We start from the raw sequence: 23043 nt of genomic DNA, 5'->3' as shown, positions 1-23043 counted from the left end.
GACCGATCTAACAGAAGAAGAAAAACAAGCCTTTGGTCGCGGGTTAGAAAAAATTGAAGCTTATTACCAACGCATGGAGGCGGAATCTATTGAACCAACCGAGTAATCTGACAAACCGTAAAAGAACCTTTATTTTTATTAATCTGATTCTTACTTGTATCGCACTAACGATGTTATCCACCGCATTGACCACCGCATTACCGGCCATCGTGGCCGACTTGCAAATTTCTGTGACCACTGGACAGTGGCTGACCAGCGGCTATTCCCTCGCCATGGCTATCGTCATGCCGTTGACCGCTTTTTTGATGAATCGGGTACCTACCAAAAAATTATATCTTTCCGCATTGGTAATCGCTCTTATTGGGATGGTTCTATGTGCGTTAGCACCGAATTTCCCCATTATGATGATGTCTCGTATCCTCCAAGCCATTGGTAATGGTATTTTGATCTCAATGGCTCAAGTGATTCTATTGACGATCTATCCAATGGATCGAATTGGTGCAATCATGGGTTGGTATGGGTTATCGATCACTGCCGCACCAGTGATCGCCCCTACATTAGCTGGAATGATCGTTGATAAATTGAACTGGCATGCCATTTTTTATATTGTCGGTGCCATTGTTTTTGTTTCGTTGATTTGGGCGTTGAATGTCTTTGAAGATGTCTTGGATGTAACGAAGAAAAAATTTGATCTGCTCTCCTTTTTACTCAGCGCTGTGACTTTTGGCGGCTTCACATTAGGATTCGGGAATCTAGGAACCTATGGCTTTGCCAGTCTCCCTGTCTTGGGTGCATTGCTCGTAGGTTTGATTGGCGGCATCTTATTTGCCCACCGCCAAATGAAAGCGGCAGTGCCCTTCTTGGATCTGCGGGTCCTCAAAACGAAAGAGTATGCGCTAAGTGTGTTTGGGAGTATTTTACTCTATCTTGTTTTAATGGGCTCTTCAATGCTGATGCCCTTGTATGTACAATCCATTCTTGGAAAATCTGCAACAATCTCAGGGTTGGTGGTATTTCCAGGTTCGTTAGTTTCTGCCTTTTTGAGTCCTATCGCTGGCCGTATCTATGACAAAGTCGGTATCCGCATCATAACGATCATTGGCGGCAGTTCGTTAGTTTTAAGTAATATCGGTATGTTTTTTATTCATATACACACAGGAATTTGGATGGCGGTCTGCCTGAATATTTTACGCTGTGCCGCCACGGGCTTTTTATTGATGCCATTTGTTACCTGGGGCAATAAAAATATCCCGTCAGAATTGACTGCTCATGGTACCGCATTACTGACATCGCTGCGGACGGTCGCCGGCGCCATCGGCACAGCTGTTTTTGTTGGGATCATGAATACGGTCGCCCGCAACAGTCATACATTGACTGGCTCCGCCGCTTTGCTCCACGGCATGAATGTTTCGTTTTTAGTCATGACCGTCGCTTCGGGACTGCTATTGTTCACGGGATTATTTTTGATCAAAGATAGTCGCACAGAAGTTCTGATAGAAGTAGAAAATTAATCAACTAGTCAAATCGCTTCGCTTTTTGCGAAGCGGTTTTTTTTTAATTTTGAATGTTTCTTTCATATGAAAAATCTCTTTTTGAAAAAAATAATCAAAATATTTAATAAAATATTGAAAAAAATAATCAGAAGGTCTATAATGAAGCTGTCACAAAGAGAAAGGCAGTGAATACTATTGAGAACGTTTTACTGGGGCGGTGCAACCGCAGCTAGTCAATATGAAGGTGGATATAAGGATGGGAAAGGGATAGATACACAAGATTGCCGTCCCTATCTTCCTCGAAGTAATAATGCAACAATCCAAACGCGATTGTTGACTCAAGAGGTGATCAATGAAGCAAAAGAATCAGAAACTACCCAATTTTATCCGTTTAGAAAAGGGACGAAAGGATACGAAAACTGGGAGGAAGATCTACAGCTGCTAAGCGAGTTAGGGATTGATTTATATCGTTTCTCGATTAGCTGGTCACGATTATTTCCACTGGGGAATGAAGAGCAACCAAATGAACAAGGTGTGGCATATTATGATTCGATTTTTCGGGAATTAAAGAAGAAAGGAATCAAAATTTTTTTGACAATGAATCATTATGCGGTGCCACTTTATTTGGTGGAAAGCATCGGTGGGTGGAAGAATCGTGAAATGATTGACCATTACCTCTCTTTTGCAGAGTTTGTTTTGTCTCGATGGGGAAATCAAGTGGATTTTTGGTTGCCATTTAATGAAATTAATGCCGGCTTTTTTAGTCCCTATAACGGTACAGGATTAATCAAACCAAGCAATGGTGACTATATCTATCAAGATGTATTTCAAGCACTACATTATCAATTTGTTGCAAATGCAAAAACGATTCAGCTGGCACGAAAAATGGATATTCCTGGAATCTTTGGTTCCATGGTGTCGTGTTTCTGCTATTATCCGTTGACACCAAAACCAGAAGATAATTTGAAATTAGTGAAAGAGGAACAGATTAATCAGTGGTTTTGCAGTGATGTGCTTATGCAAGGGGAATACCCCTATTATATGCATTCTTTTTTTGAGAAAAATTCTGTTGATCTAGATATAACCGCAGAAGATCGCCAGATTCTGAAGGAATATACTTGCGACTTTGTTTCTTTTTCTTATTATTCTTCCAGTGTGGTAACGACCGAGGAAGCAGAAAAAACTGCAGGGAATTTAGTAGTTACAACGAAAAATCCTTACTTAAAAGCAAGTGATTGGGGATGGCAAATTGATCCTATCGGTATGCGAACAACATTAAATAAAGTTTATGACCGCTATAGAAAACCAGTTATAATCGCTGAAAATGGCTTCGGTGCGAAAGATCAACTCGAGGCAGATGGCACAATTCATGATTCCTACAGAATTGATTATTTCAAAGAGCACTTTGCTGAAATAGTTAAAGCTAGAGATATCGATCAGGTCAACGTTATTGCGTATATTGCTTGGGGGATCATTGATATTGTATCCGCAGGCAGCTGTGAGATGGATAAACGCTATGGTGTCATTTATGTTGATGCTGATAATGAGGGGAATGGAGATTATCGTAGATACAAGAAAGATAGCTTTTATTGGTATCGTTCTTTTATTGAAAAGAATAAGAAGGGAGAGTAAATCAAATGAAAAAAGTTCTATTTATCTGTTCTGGTGGGATGTCTAGTGCAATTGTAGAAAAAGCGCTAGACAAAGAAGCCGAAAAAAAAGGAATTGCTCTAACAAGTTCTGCAGTAGGAAGTGGTGAGGCGGATTCAGTTATCCAAGAAAAAGATTGGGACATTATTTTTGTAGCCCCACAAGTAAAGCATCGCTTTAGCTTGTTTAAACAGTCCGCAGATGAAGCACATATTCCTATTGAATTGATCAAACCCACAGATTACAGTCCGTTAGGTGGCAAGAATCTCTTGAAAATTATTGAAAGTTTGAGTTGAGAAAAGGAGGATAAAAATGAATCATTTCTTTGAAATGCTAGAGGACAAGGTTGCGTTACCAATGTCGAAGATCTCTGAGCAACGACATCTTCGAGCGCTTCGTGATGGGGTTGTTTCGGCGATTCCGTTTATTATTGTTGGTAGTTTCTTTCTGATCATTGCTTTTCCACCTGTTCCAGAAAACTGGGCAATTCACCAATGGGCAACAGATCACATTACGGAAATTCTAATTCCCTATCGGATGACATTTTGGATTATGTCTCTGTATATTTGTTTTGGAATCGGATACAATTTAGCGAAAAGTTATCAGTTAGATCCTTTGACCGGAGCACAATTATCGGTGGCAGCTTTTCTATTAAGTATTATGCCGGTACAGTTCGATCAAGGATTGATGTTGCCAATGGAATCACTCGGATCAGTGGGGATTTTCCCGTGTATGGTTTTAGCCATTTTTGCGGTTGAAGTTTTACGATTTTGTAAAACCAAAAAGATTATGTTTAAAATGCCGGAACAAGTTCCTAGCTCTGTCGCACGCTCCTTTGAGGCCGTAATTCCAGCAGCAATTATTATCATAGTGATTGGAACGATTAATGTTGTCTTTAAAGTGAATATTGAACAAGTGATCCAAACTCTTTTTTCACCTTTAGTAAAAGCAGGAGACACTTTCTTAGGGGTCCTAGTTCCAGTTTTCTTGGTTACTTTTTTCTGGCTTTTTGGGATTCATGGTGACTCGATCGTTGGCTCAGTGGCACGTCCGATTTGGCTTCAATTTTTTACTGAGAATGCCGAAAAAGTTGCAAACCATCAAACCCCTACCCATATTGCTCCAGAAACATTCTTTCAATGGTTCATTTGGATTGGAGGATCTGGCGCGACAATTGGCTTGATTATTTGCGCGATTCTTTTTGGAAAAGCCAAGTATACCAAGTCCATTAGTCGAGCTTGTCTGATTCCAAGCATCTTCAATATCAATGAGCCAGTGATTTTTGGATTTCCAATCATGCTAAATCCGATATTCTTTGTTCCTTTTGTGTTAGCACCGATTTTGATGACAACGGTTACTTGGCTGGTATTTAAAGCTGGTTGGGTGCACTTGATGTTTGTGCAGCCACCATGGACTTTACCGGCACCAATCGGCGCGTATTTGGCTACCGGAGGAGATTGGCGAGCTATTCTATTGGTCATTGTTAACATATTGATCGCTACGGTCGTTTATTATCCCTTCTTCAAGATTTATGACAATAAACAATTAATGCAAGAAATGGAAGGCGAAGCATGAGAAAAACAAGAATGCAGTTCAAAGGTGCATTATTTTATTTAGGAACTGTTTTTAGCGTGAACATCCTGTTGATTGCAATCAATTCATATGTACAGTCTGAGACGTTTTTATTTATAGGGAATTTGGTTTCTATCAGTCTTATCTTTCCAGCGATTGCGTTATATGTTGACCGAAAAGAAAAATTTACCATAAAACGATATGCTTATTTTTCGATTGTAACCTTTGCAGCAATGTTCCTTATTTGCGAGTTGTTTATTTATCAGTTCTAACCATGAAAAAAATGATTTTAAATGAAGTAGGTGATATCATGGAAAATATCGAAGCAGTGATTTTTGAATTAATCGTTCATAGTGGCAATGCGCGAGGAATGCTTTTTGAAGCGTTGGATGCAGCAGAAGCAGACAATCATGAGCAATCGGTAATGTGTATGCAACAGGCAGAAGCAGAGATGACCATTGCTCATAATTTGCAGACGAAATTGATTCAAGATGATCTAAAAGGTCAAGGGCAGATCAGTCTTTTGTTGATTCATGCGCAAGACCAGTTAATGACAACAATGAGCGAGCAAGCATTGATTGAACGACTGATTAAAATGCAACAGCAATTGAATCAATTCAATCAGAACTAACATCCATTAAGCTGTGATAGAAACGATCCTCGACAAATGATACAGTGACTCGTAAACTGCTGAATAAAGCTGTTCATAAAGCAATGGTTTGATAAGGATTTAATGAATAAGCCAAAACCTATTGGGGAAATCCTCTCTTCTTAGCAAGCAGTACTAAAGGAGATAGAATGATCCATTATCTTCGAATACTGTTCGCATGCTAATAGTTGTTTTTTATCACTGATCAGCTACTCACTAGGTTGTCGGAACGTTTCTATTGCAGTTTTTTAGGAGGAAAAGAAATGAATTATGTACTAGGAATTGATGCTGGGGGGACAAAGACCCAATTTACTACCTATGACAAAAAGGGAAGAGCACTCTTTGATTTGCACCTGTCAGCTGGAAATATTGTGGTAGATACAAATCGTACATTAGCAGTTTTGAGACAAGGGATCCAGTCTGTTTTAGAACATCAATCAGGCGATTGCCTCGGCGTTTTAGCTGGAATTGCAGGTATAGAGACGAGTGGGTTACATCATCTTGTTCAACATGAGCTGCAGCAGTTTCAAAAAACCAAAGTGATTTCTGATGCTCACTTAGGGTTAATCAATAAACTTGAAGGATCGGATGGCGCTTTGATTATTTCTGGGACCGGATCAGTCGCCTATGGATCTGTTGACAGAAACTTCTATCGAGTAGGGGGCTGGGGACATTTAGTAGGGGATGAAGGAAGTGCCTATGCTCTAGCATTGAAATGCTATCGCCATATTGCACAAGAAATGGACCATGGTTCACCTTTGTCTAGATTCTCCCAAGACTTTCTATCTTTTTTAGATATGAACGATCCAGCTAAAGCAATTAGTGAACTTTATCAGATGAACAAGGCTGAGGTTGCACAAAAATCATTGTTTTTTTCGAAGGCGCATTTAAACGACCCCATCACTCATCAACTATTACAAGAAACTGCTGACGAATTGATCGAAATGATTCGTTTGTTACTAAACAGAATGAACCAAACCCAAGTGAAGTTAGCTTTAGCAGGTTCAGTGCTAGAAAAAAATCACTTTATTCGAGAATCGGTTGTTGCTCGTCTCCAAGATCAAATTACGGAAGTGGTTTTAAGTGATTCACCAAATACAAAAGGTGCCTTTTATTTTTATCGTAAACTTCTCAGTTCGACATGAATTTAATGTAAAATAGAAGTAACTAATTGCTGAAGCAACTATGCAGTAGAGGGGGACAGAAATGAGTGTAGTAACAACTATTGAAAGTATCAAAAATGAACTTTCGACTACGGATTTGAAGTTAGCAGATTATATTGTCGAAAATCTTGATGAAATACCTACTATGACATCTAATGTGTTAGCCGTTCATTCGAATACAAGTCCAGCAGCGGTCATTCGATTTTCTAAAAAATTGGGATTCAGTAAATTTTCTGACTTTAAGTTAGCCTTAACCAAAGATATTGAAAATCGAATCTATAATGAATATAGCGATATTCAAAATGATGATTCGTTTCAAACGGCTAAAAATAAGATTCTTAGAAACAATAAGATGATTATTGACGCAACGGATCCTATATTAGATGAACAAACCGTGCAACAAGTAGTAGACAAAATGTTTCATGCTAAACGAATCTATGTTTATGGTGTAGGAACTTCCGTTCTAGCAGCAGAGGATATTCGTCAAAAATGGACTCGGATTGGAAAAACAGTGATTTTTGATAAAGATCGGTATCTTCTGACACAACAAATGAAAAATGATGGCGCAGACAGTTTGTTTTGGGGAATCTCCCATTCAGGGAAAAACCGCGATGTTTTATCATTAGTAGAAATAGCGAAAAGCCTTGGTATGCCGACCTTAGGAATGTCTCAATTAGGGCAGAACCAGCTGACTAAAAAAGTAGATACACCTATTCATACAGCACGGACAGAAGATATCAAGAATGGTCATTACGGAAGTGGGGCCACTCATTCGATCATTTTGCAAATTGTTACGATTGATTTGCTTTTCTATTTTTATATGCGCCGCTTATCGGTAAAAGAAAAATAAGGTCGTCTGCTATGAAGTTAGTAACCAATAGAGTATAAGCAACAAATGATTAAACGTTGTTTCTCAAAAATCCCACCGATTTTTCAAATTTTGAAAGCTATCGGTTGGGACTTTTTTTGTTTTTTTCATGAAATACTAGGAAAAAACTTTATTTTCGTTATAATAAGATAACATATATTTGAGGAGGGAAGTTTTTTTCTTGGACTATTGGTACGTTGACAAGGTAAAAAGCGACTAGGAAAATGAAAAATAAAGGAACCGTGTTGGGAATCACAGCGTATGTGCTGTGGGGGCTGATCACCCTCTATTGGAAACTGATCACTGGTGTCTCGCCATTGGCGATCATGTGCTACCGTATTATTTGGTCATTTGTCTTTATGCTTGGCTTTATCGGACTTAGCGGCAGATGGCAACAGTTTGTCTCTGAATTGAAGCGGATCTGGCAAAATAAAAAGTTTGCAGGAATGATTATTTTGGCGGCGATCTTGATTTCAATCAATTGGTTTACTTTTATATTTACTGTCAGTGCCGGCCATGTTATGGAAGCTAGCTTAGGTTATTACATCAATCCATTGGTCAATGTTTTGTTGGCAACTGTTTTTTTGAAAGAACGGTTGAGTCGGTCGGGGATGATTGCTTGTGGTTTGGCAGCTGTCGGAGTGATCATGCTTTCGGTGCAAACTGGTGCGATCCCTTATGCTTCACTGATCATGGCTTTTTCATTCAGCACGTATGGTCTCATCAAAAAACACATACCAATCAGTTCTGCAACGGGATTAACAGTTGAAACCTTTGTTATTTTGCCGGCGGCATTGATTTATATTTTAGGTTTTTCTTCTGTTGGATTGATGGCTTATCCATTATCTACCAATCTTTTACTTATTGGTGCCGGCGTCGTGACTGCCATCCCATTGCTGCTGTTTGCGGAAGCAACGAAAAGCGTTTCTTACATCACATTAGGCTTTATCCAGTATGTAAATCCGACGATCATGCTATTACTAGCTGTTTTCTTGTTTCACGAATCTTATTCTTTGGCGCAGTTCACCGCGTTTGGATTTGTTTGGTTAGGTATCGCAGTATTCACGTATGGCACTTTAGGTGCAGTATGGAAACGCCGGCGAGACCTAAGCAACAACTGACAACAACTCCGTTAAGACCATTTTTGGAAATGAATTGTCTTAACGGAGTTGTTGTGAGTGAACAAGATTCTGAAAAATAAAACAACTATCTAGCTTGTCCATTAGAACCGCTAATTTTTTTGGAGAAAGAATCTTGCGTGAAAAGGGTTGCAATCTCAAAAAGGATGTGCTATTATTTTTTCAGTTACATCGGATTGTTACTGTTCGGCAGGCAAAACCAGAATTGACCGCAGATTTATGGGGAAATTCTAGGTTTTTTTATTTTGGAATGAGGGAAAACGATGGTTATTGGAAAAATATTGAATAATAATGTCGTGGTCTCCACCAATGATGCCGGCGAAGAAGTCATCTATATGGGACGCGGCATCGCATTTAAGAAAAAAATCGGCGATGTGATCGACGACGCATTTGTGGAGAAAGAATTTGTTTTGAAGGACTCTTTCACCGCAAATCAATTTCAACAATTATTTGCGGATATTCCTGCAGAAGAGGTCGAAGCAGTCAAGCAAGTGGTCGACGAAGCAGAGCAAGTGTTGGGAGTCGAACTTTCACCGAATATTTACTTAACGCTGACGGATCATATTCACTATGCTTTGATGCGGGCTCGAGAAGGAATCGAAATACCGAATCCACTATTGTTTGAGACTCGAAAATTTTATCCTAAGGAGTACGCTATCGCTGCTAAAGCGGTCGAACGCTTTGAAAAGAACTTTGGTGTTTCGCTTCCCGAAGCGGAGAAAGGATTTATCGCCTTTCACATTGTCAATAGTGAGCAAGCCAATGGAACAATGGAGACGACGATGCAAGCCGTTGAGATCGTTCGTGATGTGTTAGCGATCATCAGTCGTTTCTATGGCAAAGTCTTTAATCCTGATTCCTTGAATTATCAACGGATCACGACTCATCTTCACTATTTCGCTCAACGGTATTTAAGTGATGACCTTTCAGGCGAGAAGGACGAATTCCTGTTTGAACTGATTCAGGCAAAATACCCGAAAGCCTTTCAGACAGTCCAGCGGATCAACGAATATCTGATCAAAACGTATGGCAAGCCAATCGGCGAGTCAGAAATGATCTACTTGACGATCCATATTGAACGCGTTGTCAACGAACCAAATTAACATTCAATCATTAACGGATTGTTACTGTACAGCAGGCAAGACCCAGATTGAAAAGACAGCAGTTAGCAAGTTTGCGCTTGTTAACCGCGTTTTTTCAATCTGGGTTTTTTATTTTATTAAAAAAGGAGTGTTTGGAAATGAGTACAAACAAAGAAATAGCAGTCCGCGTCCTGGATGCGGTCGGCGGCAAAGAAAATGTCAACAGTGTGGTCCATTGTGCGACGCGCTTGCGTTTCAAACTAAAAGATGAAGAAAAAGCGGATACAAATCGGTTGAATCAAGACGATGACGTGATCCAAGTCGTACAAAGTGGCGGACAATATCAAGTCGTCATCGGCAGCCATGTCAGTGATGTCTATCGCGAACTAACAGAGGTCGCCAATTTTGATGGCGAATCAGAAAAATCTGCTGAAAAAGGAAATCCGCTGAATCAATTGATCGATATCATCTCATCGATCTTTACCCCATTTTTAGGCGCAATGGCTGGGGCCGGGGTTCTCAAAGGATTTCTGACATTAGCAGTGACGATGAATTGGCTGGCGGCCGATTCTGGCGTCTACACGGTTTGGTATGCCATTGCTGATGGGCTCTTTACTTACTTACCTGTGATGTTGGCGTTTACAGCAGCGAAAAAATTTAAAACCAATGAATTTCTAGCTGTTTCTTTGGCCATGGCACTTGTTCACCCAAGTATCACAGAATTAGCAGGACAAACATTGAGTTTTGTAGGTATTCCAGTAATCATTGGGGCCAGCGCCTATACCTCCTCGGTCATTCCGATCATTTTGGCCGTCTTTTTACAAAGCTATGTGGAACGTTTCTTTAAAAAGGTGATTCCTAGTTTCCTACAGATCATCTGTGTGCCATTAGCTGTCTTCTTGATCATGGCACCAGTGACATTTATCGTTGTGGGTCCATTGGGAACGATCGTTGGGAACTTGTTAGGTAGCGGCTATGATGCAATCTATAATCTCAGCCCAATTCTTGCTGGAGCAATCATGGGGGGATTATGGCAAGTATTTGTGATGTTTGGAATGCATTGGGGCTTTGTACCGATTGCGATGGTGAACTTGACACAATTTGGTTTTGATACAATGGTGCCGATGCTATTGCCAGCTGTATTGGCACAAGGTGGAGCAGCACTAGCCGTCTTCTTTATCACCAAAAACGTCAAGCTGAAAGGATTGGCTCTTTCATCAACGATCACGTCATTGTTTGGTATCACGGAACCAACTGTATATGGAGTAACGTTGCCATTGAAAAAACCGTTTATTGCTGCATGTATTAGTGGTGCGATCGGTGGTGCAATCGTCGGTTTCAGTCAAGTTAAGAACTATACTTTTGGTTTAGTCAGTCTCTTGAGCTTACCATCCTTTATCCCTCAAGACACACAAGATATGAGTGGTTTGATTGCCGCTGCGATTGGAACGGCCGTTGCTTTTGGCGCAGCTTTTGTCTTAACTTTTGTTTTGCGCTTTGAAGATCAACCGAATCCCGCAGATACAGATACAGAAAAATCAAAAGTACCTGCACCATCCACTACCAATGAGCGGGTCGTATTAAGCAGTCCATTGGCTGGTAGAGTTGTTCCACTGAATGAAGTGAAAGACCAAGTCTTTTCATCTGGAGCAATGGGCAAAGGGATTGCCATCGATCCAGCAAACGGTACATTAGTCGCGCCTGCTGACGGGACGATTACTACGCTATTTCCAACAGGACATGCGATTGGTTTGACAACGACAGATGGGGTAGAGATCTTGATGCATATTGGAATGGATACTGTTGAGCTTGAGGGCAAAGGATTTGAGATTTTTGTCAAACAAGAGGATCAAGTGAAAAAAGGTGATCTATTAGTCAAATTTGATCTTTCCCTAATCAAAGAAGCCGGGTATTCAACCGTTACGCCAATTGTTGTTACGAATACGCCGAACTATTTAGATGTGTTGGATATGAATCAAGAAGACGTCTTGCAAGGGGAAGATTTCTTAGCGATCGTCAAATAAACCTGGTGCGTCTTAATCAGTGAATTGTAATAGAAATAGCTATCCAACGGAAGGAACATCGCAGTCGCGAGTCCCTATGTTTGGATAGCTTTTTTAATTATTCTTCTGAAGTTTTTGATGAAGTGTGCGGGTTGATGGATTCTTCGACTAAAAGTCCATCTTGCATGCGATAGACCCGATCGCTCCATTGGGTCATTCTTGGATCATGGGTTACCATGATGATCGCCTTTTGTTTTTCATGCGCTTCTTTAGCCAATAATTTGACAACATCAAAAGCGTGTTCCGAATCTAAGCTGGCCGTCGGTTCGTCTGCCAAAATCAGTGAAGGATCATTGAACAATGCGCGTGCGATTGCTACTCGTTGACGTTCGCCTCCTGAGAGTTCTTTAGGGAATTTATTTCTGAGCTCCCAAATATCGAGGGAACGTAAAAGAGACGCTGCTTCTTTTTGGTTGTCTTTGTTCAGCTTGTTTACAAACTCAAACTGTTCACTGACTTTCAAAAAAGGAACGAGGTTTGAACTTTGCAGAATAAAGCCGATTTCTTTGAAACGGGCAGCAGATCGTTTTTTGTCAGGTAAATCAGTAAAGTCTTGCTGACCAATGATGATTTTACCTTCTGAGGGGCGTTGTAGTCCGCCGGCAATCGTTAAGAACGTACTTTTGCCAGATCCAGAAGGTCCAATGATGCTGACGAATTCACCGGCTGTCACTGAAAAATCGATTCCTTTTAGAGCAGTAACTGCGGTATGGCCAGAACCAAATGTTTTTGTAATGTGTTCCATAGATAAGACTGTTTGTGCCATCTTATTCGCCTCCAATCGCTGTAATCGGGTCGACTTTTGTGACTGTTCGAATGGAGAATAAACCACCGATGATCGAGACAAAAATCAGAACCATGCCATAAAGACACCACTGCAGTAAATTGACTGTAAACGGCATCGCAGCTGGCAATACTAGACTAGTCAAATAGCTGAGAACAAAAGCAATCAAAACGCCAGCAATACTTACGATCAATGACTGTCCCACGATGGAACGAACGAGATAGCCGGTAGAAACTCCCTGTGCTTTCAATACACCAAAGAGGGCTGTTTTTTGCAATGTCATCACATAGAGGAAAATCCCGACAATTGCTGCTACCACTACAAATAGAAAGTAAACCATTGCATTCAACGTCAATTTTTCGGCAGAATAACCAGGCAAGTTCTCAACAAAATCATCAAAAGTCAATGCCGTTAGTTTTGTTTGATCCTTTGATTGGATGAGTTTGACGTCAGATTTCGGCTCTTTAGTAGCGATCAATGAAATAGGGCCGTTGCTTTGATCAAACTCTTGATTACCATATTTAAGCTGAGCATAGGCATCTAGGTTGAGATAAAGCACGGGGACCACGCTGTAAGTCGTTGCTTTCGTGACGCCCACGATCGTAAAGACTTGATCGTCGCCGCCTAATTGAATGTGATCCCCTAAGGCAAACCCCTCTGGCAGAAGGTTTTCTGAAACGATCACTTCATTTGCAGAGCGATAGTTTCGGCCGTCGATCACTTTTGGGATAACGAATTGATCGGCCTCAGCACCAAAGACGGAGATATTGGTCTTTTCGGTTTTTCCTTTATGGGAGATTGCAGAAGAAGCCAGACCAACTGCGGCTTTTTCTTTTGCTTCCACGCGGGATAAATCCCCGCGAGTCAGAATGGAAGCACTAGCGACCTTATTACTATCTTCGGATAGTACGATCGTCTGAGCGCCCCAGTCGGCGACTGCTTTCTTGTGACCATCTGACAGACCATTGGCCAATCCAGAAAGCATAAATACGACATAGGCAACTAATACCATGATGCCAATGATCAAGCTATACCGTAATTTGGCATAGCGGATTTCTTTCCAAGCTAAATACATAATGATTTCCCCTTTCGAAATCCATCATACCTCAACGGTGACATTTTGTCACCGAATTAATTTCGGCCATCTATGCTATAATAAAGCAACGAATTCAAAGAAAGGACTGCGGCTTATGCCTAAGGCGACTTTTAATAATCTTCCTCCTGAGAAAAAAATAGTTGTGCGAAACGTTTTGCTGAAGATTTTTTCTGACAAACCGATTAGCCAGGTGAAAGTCAGTGAGATCGTTGAAGCACTGCAGATGTCTCGGGGAATTTTTTATAAGTATTTTGAAGATTTGAATGATGCTTATGATTACTTGATCCATGACTCAGCAAACAAAGTTCATGGCCGTATCCTAAGAAAAATTGGGAAACATCAGCAGGATTTTTTCAAAGGATTGGAGCTTTTTTTAGTTGAAGCGTTAGAATATGGCAAAGATAGTGAGGAATACAAAGAATTGCAGCTATTGATCCAGAATAGTTATTTGTTTTCATATCGCAGTGAGGATCCTCATGGCGCGGCAGCTTGGAAAAAAGTATTAACAGCAAATAAATTTCGGATCGAAAGTCAAAAAGAGGCCGATAGTTTTCTCTATTTCTCGATGAAACTGGTCATTGACAGCTTAACAGATGCTTACGCCAATCAATGGACAAGCAATGAACTGTTGACGGATTTTGCATTTAAAGTCAAATGGTTAAAGCAAGGCATTCAATAAAACAGCCCTTCAGAATGATGGTTTTCTGAAGGGCTGTTTTATTGAAATGACTAACATGCTATCTGTCAAGGCAACTTTAGAGGAGATAGCTTAGGTCAGTATCTGTAGTTAGAAAGAAGACATTGAATCACAACTTAAAGAAATAGACTTTGGCAATTGCGGTTCCACACAGAAGGTTCTCCATACGTAGATCCTTAGAATCTTCAGAAATGACTGAGATTTTCAGCAAGAACTTCTAAAGCAGAGCGGTCACGGATCACATACTTGCTTTTTTGCTTTTCTAAAATGCGGTTCTCACGGAAATTTGTGATCGTTCGTAAGAGATGACGATAGCTAACATTCAAGACAGCAGCACAAGTCGTCAACTGATGCGTAAACACCCCTTTTTCTTCATGAAGCAAAATGAATTTTGCTAAACGAGTTTCTACTGGCTCAGTGAGGGAATTGGCTAAGTTGATCCCTGAATTGAGCCGTGAGCTGAGGAGTTGGCAAATGTTCTGCAAAAACCGAACATCCTGTTGTAAAACAGAACGATAGCGATTCAAAGAAATGCACACGCAGATACAAGGTGTCACGGCCTTTACACTGCTTTTTGGCAATAATTCCCATAAAGAGGACGCTTCGCCTAAAAGAGTGGCGGGTTTGGCATAATCGATAAAGATATTTTGGGTATCAGAAGGGTACGAGTAGACCATCACGGTTCCTTCCACAAGGAAGTAGAGATAATCGGATACGGTCCCTGTCTGGATCAAGTGCTCATCTTTGTCGAAAGAGTGTAATACCGCCATGTCAGATAACGCCGCATCTAAATAATTTTGCAAAGAAAAGGTGTCGATATAAGCAGACAACTGTTGCGCATCATGGATCTTTTTCATGGAGAAGGACCACTCCTTGGAGGTTTTTCTTTATTATAGCCTAGAATCAACAACGCCTCAACACGAACGATAATTAATATTATATGTAAAATGTATGTAAAAATAAGGTAAAATAGGACATGTGTCACTTCTTAATCTGAAGTTATTTGGTATGATTTACACGTAGTAGAAAACATTCACAGGAGGAATAAAAATGCGTTTCAAACAGGTTGCTAAAGGGATCATGGGAGTTATGTTGGCTGTTGCTTTAACTGGCTGTGCCAGTGGCAATTCAAAACAAGAGGATGCAGCAAAAGAAAAATTAGTGGTGCAGTTCGTACCGACCAACAACGATGGGACGATGGAAGCAAAAGCAAAACCTTTCGCTGAATATTTATCAAAGAAGCTAGATCGTCAGGTGGATGTGACCTTGGCTACGGATTACTCAACGATCGTTGAAGCAATGGCTTCTGGTCAAGTAGATATCGGGATCATGCCGCCAGCTGCCTATGTCCAAGCAAAAGATATGGACGCTGCTGAAGCCATTTTGACTTCGCAATTAGGGGATTATGATCAAGAAACGGGGTTGCCGTTAGAAGGTCAATTGACAAACACTTTCAAAGGGGAGATCTTAGTTCGTGCAGACAGCGGATTGAATGAATTGACTGATTTGAAAGGCAAGAAGATCGCTACTTTAAGTCCTAACTCAGCTAGTGGGTACATCTATCCAGTTGCTGAAATGAAAGATGCCGGAGTAGATCCTACCACCGAAGCGACTTTGACAACAGTCAATGATATTCCAAGTGAGATCACAGCAGTCTTGAATGGTCAAATGGATGCTGCGTTTGTTTTCGAAGGTGCGCGAAATGTCTTTGCTTCTAGCTTTGCAGACAATGATTTGTTTAAAGAGCTCAAAGTACTTTATCTGACCGAAGGGGATATTCCTAACGATGCTATTGCGGTCCAACCAAAAATGGACGATGCCTTGAAAAAAGAAATCAAAGATGTTTTCTTGAACATGAAAGATGACGAAGAAGGCGCAGAAGCGATGTCATTGTGGGGACATCAAGGATATGAAGAAGCAGCTGATTCTGCTTATGATACGATCCGTGAATATACCGAAAAAGCAGCCGAGTAAAACAATGGGCTGCGACAAGGAATAACAGAAAAATGATTGGACGAAGGGTGCAGATCTTTTTGCGAGGGCGGCTGATATAGTGAAAACGAGAGCGATCCCACCAAAGTATCCCTTCGTCTCTCATTCTTTTGGTATGATCCGTGTCACAATGCTTATAAAGATGGGGAAGAAGTATGATAATTTTCGAAAATGTGTCCAAAGTATACCCAAACGGGGTCAAAGGACTACAAAACATTAATTTGACGATCGAAGAGGGAGAATTTGTCTCAATCATCGGTCTGAGTGGGGCAGGGAAAAGCACCTTATTGCGCTCGATCAATCGTTTAGTGCCGATCACTGAAGGGGATATCCGCATTAATGAGACCTCGATCACTAAGGCAAGCAAGAAAGAATTACGATTGATCCGTCGTCAAATCGGATTGATCTCTCAAAGTTTCAATTTAGTCAAACGCAGTACCGTTCAAAAGAACGTCCTATCTGGACGTTTAGGGTATTATTCAACTTGGAAAAGTATTTTAGGATTATTTACAAAAGAAGACTATCAACGAACAAAAGAAGCACTAGCCACGGTTGGTCTGTTGGATAAGCTGCAGACCCGCAGCGATCAGTTGAGTGGCGGTCAGCAGCAAAGGGTCTCAATAGCAAGAGCGCTTGTTCAGCAAGCACCGATTATTCTAGCAGATGAGCCAGTAGCTTCATTAGACCCGATCACGACAGAGAAAGTCATGCAGGACTTGAAAAAAATCAATCAAGAAATGAAAAAAACAGTGATCGTCAACCTCCACTCTGTTCCGCTAGCACGGTCTTACTCCACACGAGTCATTGCTTTGAAAGCGGGAACGGTTGTTTTTGATGGTGTGCCGGAAGCATTGACAGATGAACGGCTGGAACAGATTTATGGCAAGGCGATTTTTGAAGAAAAGGCAGGAGAAACCCATGAAATTGAAAGAGACCGTTCACTTTAAGTGGTACAAGAACCTGCTGATCTTGCTCTTCTTAATTCTTTGCTTTCAAAGCAGTGCATGGATCACAGGGGCTGACTTTGCGCAAGTCTGGTCAAATTCCAACCAAGTAACGGCATTCTTTGCACGTTTCTTGCATCCGGATTTTAGCTATTTACCGAAATTAGTCTCGCCAATGCTTAAAACATTGGAAATGTCTTTAGTTGGAACGGTCATCGGTGTCTGTCTAGCGATCCCGGTCAGTTTCTTGGCTACGACAGTCATTACTGAAAATCGCTGGCTTTCGACGATCTTTCGCTTTTTATTGGGCTTGATTCGGACGATTCCTAACCTATTATTGGCTGCATTGTTTGTTGCTATCTTTGGGATTGGAGAAGCAACAGGGGTCCTGACGATTGCTGTCTTTACATTTGGGATGGTCTCTCAGTTGATGTTCCAAGCAATTGAAACAATCGATTTTGGTCCGATCGAAGCTGCGGCGGCGGTCGGGGCCAGCAAATTGCAGATTGCAGTCTGGTCAGTAGCTCCTCAAGTCATCAGTCAGTTTGCCAGCTATACCTTTTATGCATTTGAGGTCAATGTTCGTGCTTCGACAGTCCTAGGTTATGTAGGGGCTGGGGGGATCGGCGTCATTTTGAATTCGTCTTTGGCATTGCTGAAATATGAACGAGTTTCCATCATTATTTTGACGATTTTAGTCACTGTGGCCATCGTTGACCAATTAAGTGAACGAGTAAGGAGGTCCTTTCTATGATGATTCGTGAAGTGAGTAAAAAAACGTGGCTCCTATGGGGACTATTCGTAGTCCTGTTCCTGTTGTCTGCAATGGACTTAGACTATTCGGGATTAAGCACTTTTTCACTGGCAATGGGCAGAGATGTGTTGAAAGGACTGAGTCAGCCAGACTGGTCATTTTTCTATGACGGCAGCGGGGAAGATTTATTTAGTCTGCTGTTATTAACGATCGGCATCGCTTGCTTGGGAACCATGATCGCCACGGTTTTAGCCATTCCCATCACATTGCTGAGTGCGGCCAATCTCTGGTCAGCAACTCCTTGGGTCGCTAAAATCGGTAAATTTATTTGCAACGTCTTGCGGGCGTTTCCAGAACTGGTCTATGCGATCATTTTTGTTAAAGTCGTTGGTCCAGGACCTTTTGCCGGTGTGATGGCAATCGGTGTCCATCAAATCGGAATGTTAGGCAAGTTGTTTACGGAAGAGATGGAAGCGATGGATGAACGGCTGACCGAAGAGATGCAGGCGGTGGGTGCAAATTTCTGGCAAACAATGTTTTTTGTACGTGTCCCTTATTTGATGCCGATCTATAGTTCCTTTGCGTTGAATCATTTTGAGATCGCTGTGCGTAGTGCGGCAACACTAGGCTTAGTTGGTGCAGGCGGAATCGGTGCACCATTGATTTTTGCGATCCAAACACGTACGTGGAGTAAAGTTAGTATTATTTTGATCGGTGTAGTGATCACCGTCTTTGCTTTAGACCAAATAACAGGAATCATAAGAAAGAAATTGAGATAAAAGATGAATTTATTGCATATATCAGATATACATTTTCGCAGACAATACCCAGACTGCCAAGAGGGTTATCAAGGCATGTTGGCGGCCATGCAGAATCCATTGATTCCATTAACAGAATGTCTTCGCCATGCCCAGCAACGAGCAACGATTGACCTAGTCGTTATCAGTGGGGATTTGACGGAGGATGGAGACGTGGAAGACTATCGTTACTTGAAAGAACAACTGCATAGGCTGCTAGGCGATGTCGAAATAATCGTTACTTTAGGCAATCATGACATCAAAAGCAATTTCCACATAGGCTGGTGCGGTACAGCGGCCTCCGAGTCGCCATATAATCAAGTAAAATGTTATTCAGATATGGCGATTGTTGCCTTTGATAATTCCCGCTATGGAGCTTCTGATGGCGTTGTCGATGAACAACAATTCCACTGGCTGCAACAGACGTTAGCGGAATTAAAAAATCTGCCGATCGTCTTAGTGACCCATCATCATTTACTGGCACATCAAAGTACGACACCGGTGTGGCCCGGTACGGATCGTTTGTTGGACTTGCTGTCCTCCTATAACATTCGCTGTATCCTCAATGGTCACACGCATCATTCCTTTACCGGTGAGATCCAAGGGATTCCTTACTATACTGTCGCCAGTATGTCTTTTGTGGGAGAAGATGAAGGTCAAGGCATCGTGCGCTTCGAAGAACGATATGGCTATAATTTGTATCGTTTTGAATCCGGTAAATTGATTCATCAAACTTCTGAGAATTATTTGCCAAATCGACTGCTGAAAGTTGTAGATATGACCCAAGAATAGAAAACGGCCTTGTGCATCAATCGAAATAATCAGAAATCAACGGTACATCCGCGCGCCACTGATGAGTAGCGAATGTACCGTAAAGCTTTTAATGAGCGCTCTGTTTATGAACGTGACGGCACAGTGCCGTTTTTTGTTATTTAAGAAATAGTAAAGCTGTAGAATCGTATCAAGAAGTGTCTTCACTGATCCAAATATTGCCCAACGCTCACAGCTAGTAACTAAAAGGTTTTGATCACCTCAATGGTTCCATCTAATTGAAACAGCAACGTATACTGATTGTCTGTCTTGATTCCGTCAAAGCGTCGGGCATAGTAACAGACCGCATCTTTGAGCGTTCGCGTCGTTACCCCTAAAAAAGAGGCGCATTCTAGTAACGTTTTGCAGCCCTCTTCAAAGCAGGCGATGATATCGTAAGGTGTGACAACGATTGCTGCACCAATGTCACGTGCCTTACGTTCCTGTTTACGCTTTTCATTGGTATCTTGTGCAGTGATGTCTCCTGCACTTGTTAAATAGTGTCCGATTTCTTCACCCATGGTCCCTAACAAGTCTGCTTTCGATTGTTTTGGATTCAGATAAATATGATCATCGATATATAAGCCTTGTTGACCTTCTGGCATATTTTTATCAAAAATAAAATGCAGATCTGGGTATGCAGCCATTAGTTCTTCAACTTTATCCATATACATCAATCCTTTTGGGCATGCCGCTGTTTTATAAAGTCGATATAATTCAGAATGTCTTCCATTTGTTCATCGGTTACATTTTCATCAATATGGGCAGCTACTGTTTGCACCCGCTTAGAAGGTTGGGTGAAGTTGTCTATGGCATGTCGTCCTAACAAATAGTCTGTGGAGACATGGAATAATTCAGCTAATTTCACGATCGTTTCACCATCAGGCTCGTTTCGATCGTTTTCAAAATGCGAATAGGCGGCCCGGGTGATTCCTAGATGGTCAGCAATCTGTTGCTGCGTTTGATTCATTCCTATCCGCAGTGCTTTTAATCGTTCACCAAGCATGGTGATCCCCCCTTTTCGATCAGTATACCACAATTAGATACGAAGTGTATCTAATTTGATTGAATAAAGATATGCAATGTATCTTTTTAGTTGACGATATGAATCGTATCGAATATACTCCAATTAGTTGATACATTTTGTATCAAAAAGAGAATGAGAGAGGGGTTATCTATGGATACAACAGTTGCCGCAGTCGTTTTACCTTCCTTGATTACCGGTGTTCTAACCTACTTTGCTACTCGGGTGTCGAGCAAAGCAAACTTAGAGCAGACCAATATAGAAAATGCCAAGATCTTATATGAAAAGTATGAAAAGCTCAATCTCGAACTAGAAACAAAAGTGGATGAGCTGGAAGCTAGCGTAAGTGCCGCTCGGAGAGCCCACCAAGAAGAGATCATTATCTATCAGGCAGAACTAGCAAAAGCCCGTAGTGAGCAGGAGCGTTTAGCCGCAGAGAACCGCCAACTGAAAGAGACAGCTGTTCAGAATCAGCAAAAGGGATGAATGATATAGATGAGAGAGGCTTGGACTCGTTCCTAGGAAAGACAGGGGATAAAGTGAAGGAGAGGAAAGCATTTTACTAAGAATATGCAGAACTAGCCCACTTCACTAATAAAGAGAAGTAAACTAGTAACTGGTTAAAGATATTCTGAAACAGTAGTAAAGTAAATGATTATGAAGAAAAGCTATCCATAAACGAGGAGCACGTTGCAGTCTTTACTATGGGATGGATGAGTTCAGGGGTGTTTTTTCTTGATTGACCAAATTATTGCATTGATTATGGCGTCAATCTTTATAGGACTGGTACTAGAACTTATTTCTAAGAATCCAATCATCAAAAGTAAGCTGCTTCTAGGACAGTCGCTAGCCGTTGCTTCCAGCACAAAATAAGGGCCGACCTATTCGCAGTAGGTCGGCCCTTTGTGTTGTAACTTGTACCAATTATCGTATTTCGCAAATAAATTATAACGTTAAGGCAATAAAATGAAAGCCACACGCTTTTGAACAGATGTCTTTAGATTTGTAAGATGATTCTAATGAAGGAACTTATAGAGAAAAGAAATACTTTTTTCGATTATTTAAGCTCGATGTAAATACGCTTGTATCCTTTAAAAGAAAGAATAATCGGAATTACAAGATTACAAGGAAGGCTGCTCGAGAGCAACCAGTACGCCAAAAAAGTGGTCTGTTTATGGATAAATTATTTTCGGTAAATCGTATAAAGAAGTTGAAGCAATAATTGGATTCAGTGATAGCACGCTTTCAGAATAAGGAAAAATCGAAAAGGGTAATCTTTCTTCAGTTTTTGATGAATACTAATTATTATTCTCTTACTAACTATTTTCTATTATTGTGTTGGATGAAGTGGACAAACACCGAAAGAACAATTTTATACATTGTTTAGTCGTGTATAATTGTGTGTTGTAATATTGTAAAAGTAATTAATTAAAACGAGGTAGATGAAAATGCTGAATAAGATTAAAGCGATTTGTGTGTGTGCTGCGATAATTTTAGGTGTTGGAACTATTGGGAATACTGTAGCAATTGCATCAGAAGTTAACACCAATACAAATGAAAATGAGTATGTAGATGAAGAAGGAACGTATGGTGTACTACTAGAATATCTTTCAGATGAGGTTATAGCAGAAATCACCAGTATAACTTTCCAAGACCTAATGAATTTAGCAATTGAGAAAGGTTATGATCCAGAAGATATTTGGACCAAGGAAGAAATTGAAATGAATACCAGATCAGTCATGCTACGTAGAGGCGTAAATAAAATGATTGTAATGAGCAATGACTTGAAGTACCTATATTTAGATAGTTCGTATTCAAAAGCAGCGTTAGCTCTAGGAGTTGGGGCTCTATCAAGTTTATTTTCCCCAATTGCAGGTGTTTTCGCATCGACTGCGGCAGCGTTCTTGATAGATAAAGCAGGAAGTGTGGATCTCAACAAAGGAGTAATTATAAGATTTTCGAGGAATAAAGCCCATCTCTTAGTTCCAACTGCTATATGGACACAGGATAGCTAGTAGGATCGAAGGTGAATGAAGTGACGGTAGATAGAAAAAGAAAGATAGCTTATGTAATAACATTCATAGCACTACTATTTTTGTTATTAGGATTTAGGTATTTTCCAAATCACGATACGATGATTATTGTTACAGTCCTATTTTTGATAGTACTTAATGATAAAATAGCATCGCTAATATTAAAAATGTGGAAAAAAAATGACAAAAAAATGTAAGACTCTGCTGCAAAATTTCAAAATGAATAATAAGAATATATTGCTTACTATAGATTAAGCTGGAATTCCCAATAATAACTTGATTTCCATGCAGACTGAAGAGAGTGTAAAATATTTTGTGTAAATAGAAAAAAGGAAGTCCCTTCTGTAGAATAGAGCTACCACAACACATTCACAGAAGAGAGGACTTCCCTATGAACGATTTTACTACAGAAATTCTAAAGACTCTAGCGAAC

The 23043-nt window shown here is 40.7% G+C and carries 26 protein-coding genes; 21 read left to right on the top strand and 5 right to left on the bottom strand.

The genetic code is table 11. The features are described 5' to 3' along the window. The first annotated feature begins 89 nt into the window (after positions 1–89). The 12 genes from AB5Z52_RS10200 to AB5Z52_RS10145 all read left to right on the top strand — a co-directional run bounded on the left by AB5Z52_RS10200 (position 90) and on the right by AB5Z52_RS10145 (position 11640). A complete protein-coding gene (locus tag AB5Z52_RS10200; protein WP_288551503.1) occupies positions 90–1511 on the top strand; it encodes an MDR family MFS transporter in 1422 nt (473 codons plus the stop codon). 177 nt (positions 1512–1688) lie between these two features. Then, positions 1689–3125 (top strand): glycoside hydrolase family 1 protein, encoded by a 1437-nt coding sequence (locus AB5Z52_RS10195; RefSeq protein WP_003129286.1) that lies wholly within the window; start codon positions 1689–1691, stop codon positions 3123–3125. Between the two features lie 5 nt (positions 3126–3130). Continuing rightward, the gene (locus AB5Z52_RS10190) at positions 3131–3439 is read left to right on the top strand and encodes a PTS sugar transporter subunit IIB (RefSeq protein ID WP_003129287.1); all 309 of its coding nucleotides are present in this window, start codon (positions 3131–3133) and stop codon (positions 3437–3439) included. A gap of 16 nt (positions 3440–3455) precedes the next feature. Further along, positions 3456–4718, top strand: a complete 1263-nt coding sequence (locus tag AB5Z52_RS10185; RefSeq protein ID WP_003129288.1) for a PTS sugar transporter subunit IIC — start codon at positions 3456–3458, stop codon at positions 4716–4718. After that, complete coding sequence (locus AB5Z52_RS10180) at positions 4715–4987, top strand: hypothetical protein (RefSeq protein WP_005469895.1); 273 nt, start codon at positions 4715–4717, stop codon at positions 4985–4987. The genes AB5Z52_RS10185 and AB5Z52_RS10180 overlap by 4 nt, the downstream gene beginning before the upstream one ends. Before the next feature lie 2 nt (positions 4988–4989). Next, complete coding sequence (locus AB5Z52_RS10175) at positions 4990–5346, top strand: PTS lactose/cellobiose transporter subunit IIA (protein WP_021150693.1); 357 nt, start codon at positions 4990–4992, stop codon at positions 5344–5346. Between the two features lie 281 nt (positions 5347–5627). Then, on the top strand, positions 5628–6509 hold the full coding sequence (locus AB5Z52_RS10170) for an N-acetylglucosamine kinase (RefSeq protein WP_086268940.1): 882 nt from the start codon (positions 5628–5630) through the stop codon (positions 6507–6509). A 61-nt stretch (positions 6510–6570) separates the two neighbouring features. Continuing rightward, positions 6571–7377, top strand: coding sequence for a MurR/RpiR family transcriptional regulator (locus AB5Z52_RS10165; RefSeq protein WP_003129292.1), 807 nt, complete (start codon positions 6571–6573; stop codon positions 7375–7377). A gap of 242 nt (positions 7378–7619) precedes the next feature. Next, a complete protein-coding gene (gene rarD, locus AB5Z52_RS10160) occupies positions 7620–8516 on the top strand; it encodes an EamA family transporter RarD (RefSeq protein WP_288551502.1) in 897 nt (298 codons plus the stop codon). A gap of 133 nt (positions 8517–8649) precedes the next feature. After that, on the top strand, positions 8650–8823 hold the full coding sequence (locus AB5Z52_RS10155; RefSeq protein ID WP_155806483.1) for a hypothetical protein: 174 nt from the start codon (positions 8650–8652) through the stop codon (positions 8821–8823). Next, entirely contained in the window at positions 8798–9637 is an 840-nt protein-coding gene (gene licT / locus AB5Z52_RS10150; RefSeq protein ID WP_003129295.1) for a BglG family transcription antiterminator LicT, read from the top strand. The genes AB5Z52_RS10155 and licT overlap by 26 nt, the downstream gene beginning before the upstream one ends. Before the next feature lie 137 nt (positions 9638–9774). Next, positions 9775–11640 carry a beta-glucoside-specific PTS transporter subunit IIABC gene (locus AB5Z52_RS10145; RefSeq protein ID WP_288551501.1) on the top strand — a complete coding sequence of 622 codons (1866 nt, stop codon included), beginning with the start codon at positions 9775–9777 and terminating at the stop codon, positions 11638–11640. Positions 11641–11737: 97 nt separating this feature from the next. On the opposite strand, the gene AB5Z52_RS10140 is transcribed toward AB5Z52_RS10145, so the two are convergent. Next, positions 11738–12445 (bottom strand): ABC transporter ATP-binding protein, encoded by a 708-nt coding sequence (locus AB5Z52_RS10140; RefSeq protein ID WP_003129297.1) that lies wholly within the window; start codon positions 12443–12445, stop codon positions 11738–11740. A 1-nt stretch (position 12446) separates the two neighbouring features. Next, positions 12447–13538, bottom strand: coding sequence for an ABC transporter permease (locus AB5Z52_RS10135; RefSeq protein ID WP_288551500.1), 1092 nt, complete (start codon positions 13536–13538; stop codon positions 12447–12449). 115 nt (positions 13539–13653) lie between these two features. Here AB5Z52_RS10135 and AB5Z52_RS10130 point away from each other — a divergent pair, with 115 nt between their 5' ends. Then, complete coding sequence (locus tag AB5Z52_RS10130) at positions 13654–14238, top strand: TetR/AcrR family transcriptional regulator (protein WP_005469905.1); 585 nt, start codon at positions 13654–13656, stop codon at positions 14236–14238. 203 nt (positions 14239–14441) lie between these two features. On the opposite strand, the gene AB5Z52_RS10125 is transcribed toward AB5Z52_RS10130, so the two are convergent. Continuing rightward, positions 14442–15113 carry a cyclic nucleotide-binding domain-containing protein gene (locus AB5Z52_RS10125; RefSeq protein WP_288551499.1) on the bottom strand — a complete coding sequence of 224 codons (672 nt, stop codon included), beginning with the start codon at positions 15111–15113 and terminating at the stop codon, positions 14442–14444. 193 nt (positions 15114–15306) lie between these two features. On the opposite strand from AB5Z52_RS10125, the gene AB5Z52_RS10120 reads away from it, so the two are divergent. The 5 genes from AB5Z52_RS10120 to AB5Z52_RS10100 all read left to right on the top strand — a co-directional run bounded on the left by AB5Z52_RS10120 (position 15307) and on the right by AB5Z52_RS10100 (position 19535). Continuing rightward, a complete protein-coding gene (locus AB5Z52_RS10120; protein ID WP_003129302.1) occupies positions 15307–16230 on the top strand; it encodes a phosphate/phosphite/phosphonate ABC transporter substrate-binding protein in 924 nt (307 codons plus the stop codon). A 173-nt stretch (positions 16231–16403) separates the two neighbouring features. Continuing rightward, positions 16404–17195 carry a phosphonate ABC transporter ATP-binding protein gene (gene phnC / locus AB5Z52_RS10115; RefSeq protein ID WP_003129303.1) on the top strand — a complete coding sequence of 264 codons (792 nt, stop codon included), beginning with the start codon at positions 16404–16406 and terminating at the stop codon, positions 17193–17195. Then, complete coding sequence (gene phnE, locus AB5Z52_RS10110) at positions 17167–17946, top strand: phosphonate ABC transporter, permease protein PhnE (protein WP_005469909.1); 780 nt, start codon at positions 17167–17169, stop codon at positions 17944–17946. Before phnC ends, phnE (AB5Z52_RS10110) begins: the two co-directional genes overlap by 29 nt. Next, positions 17943–18725 (top strand): phosphonate ABC transporter, permease protein PhnE, encoded by a 783-nt coding sequence (gene phnE / locus AB5Z52_RS10105; protein ID WP_003129305.1) that lies wholly within the window; start codon positions 17943–17945, stop codon positions 18723–18725. The genes phnE (AB5Z52_RS10110) and phnE (AB5Z52_RS10105) overlap by 4 nt, the downstream gene beginning before the upstream one ends. Positions 18726–18728: 3 nt before the next feature. Beyond that, positions 18729–19535 (top strand): metallophosphoesterase, encoded by an 807-nt coding sequence (locus AB5Z52_RS10100; protein WP_003129306.1) that lies wholly within the window; start codon positions 18729–18731, stop codon positions 19533–19535. A gap of 221 nt (positions 19536–19756) precedes the next feature. Here the strand turns inward: AB5Z52_RS10100 and AB5Z52_RS10095 are convergent, their stop codons facing one another. Both AB5Z52_RS10095 and AB5Z52_RS10090 read right to left on the bottom strand, forming a co-directional pair. Beyond that, positions 19757–20221 (bottom strand): ImmA/IrrE family metallo-endopeptidase, encoded by a 465-nt coding sequence (locus tag AB5Z52_RS10095; protein ID WP_003129307.1) that lies wholly within the window; start codon positions 20219–20221, stop codon positions 19757–19759. Positions 20222–20226: 5 nt separating this feature from the next. Further along, on the bottom strand, positions 20227–20559 hold the full coding sequence (locus AB5Z52_RS10090; protein WP_029486232.1) for a helix-turn-helix domain-containing protein: 333 nt from the start codon (positions 20557–20559) through the stop codon (positions 20227–20229). Between the two features lie 171 nt (positions 20560–20730). On the opposite strand from AB5Z52_RS10090, the gene AB5Z52_RS10085 reads away from it, so the two are divergent. The 3 genes from AB5Z52_RS10085 (at position 20731) to AB5Z52_RS10075 (ending at position 22592) form a co-directional block, all read left to right on the top strand. After that, positions 20731–21063, top strand: a complete 333-nt coding sequence (locus AB5Z52_RS10085) for a hypothetical protein (RefSeq protein WP_005469925.1) — start codon at positions 20731–20733, stop codon at positions 21061–21063. 249 nt (positions 21064–21312) lie between these two features. Then, positions 21313–21450, top strand: a complete 138-nt coding sequence (locus tag AB5Z52_RS10080; protein WP_155804651.1) for a hypothetical protein — start codon at positions 21313–21315, stop codon at positions 21448–21450. 575 nt (positions 21451–22025) lie between these two features. Further along, positions 22026–22592: a hypothetical protein gene (locus tag AB5Z52_RS10075; protein ID WP_050762678.1), complete on the top strand. Its 567-nt coding sequence runs from the start codon at positions 22026–22028 to the stop codon at positions 22590–22592. Positions 22593–23043: the final 451 nt, after the last annotated feature.

Source organism: Enterococcus sp. RTP21361st1_A6_RTP21361_211029 (assembly GCF_040910045.1).
GTDB classification, from domain to species: domain Bacteria; phylum Bacillota; class Bacilli; order Lactobacillales; family Enterococcaceae; genus Enterococcus_D; species Enterococcus_D gallinarum.
Note: the sequence above shows the minus strand (reverse complement) of the source record. Positions and strands in the feature narration are given on the sequence as shown.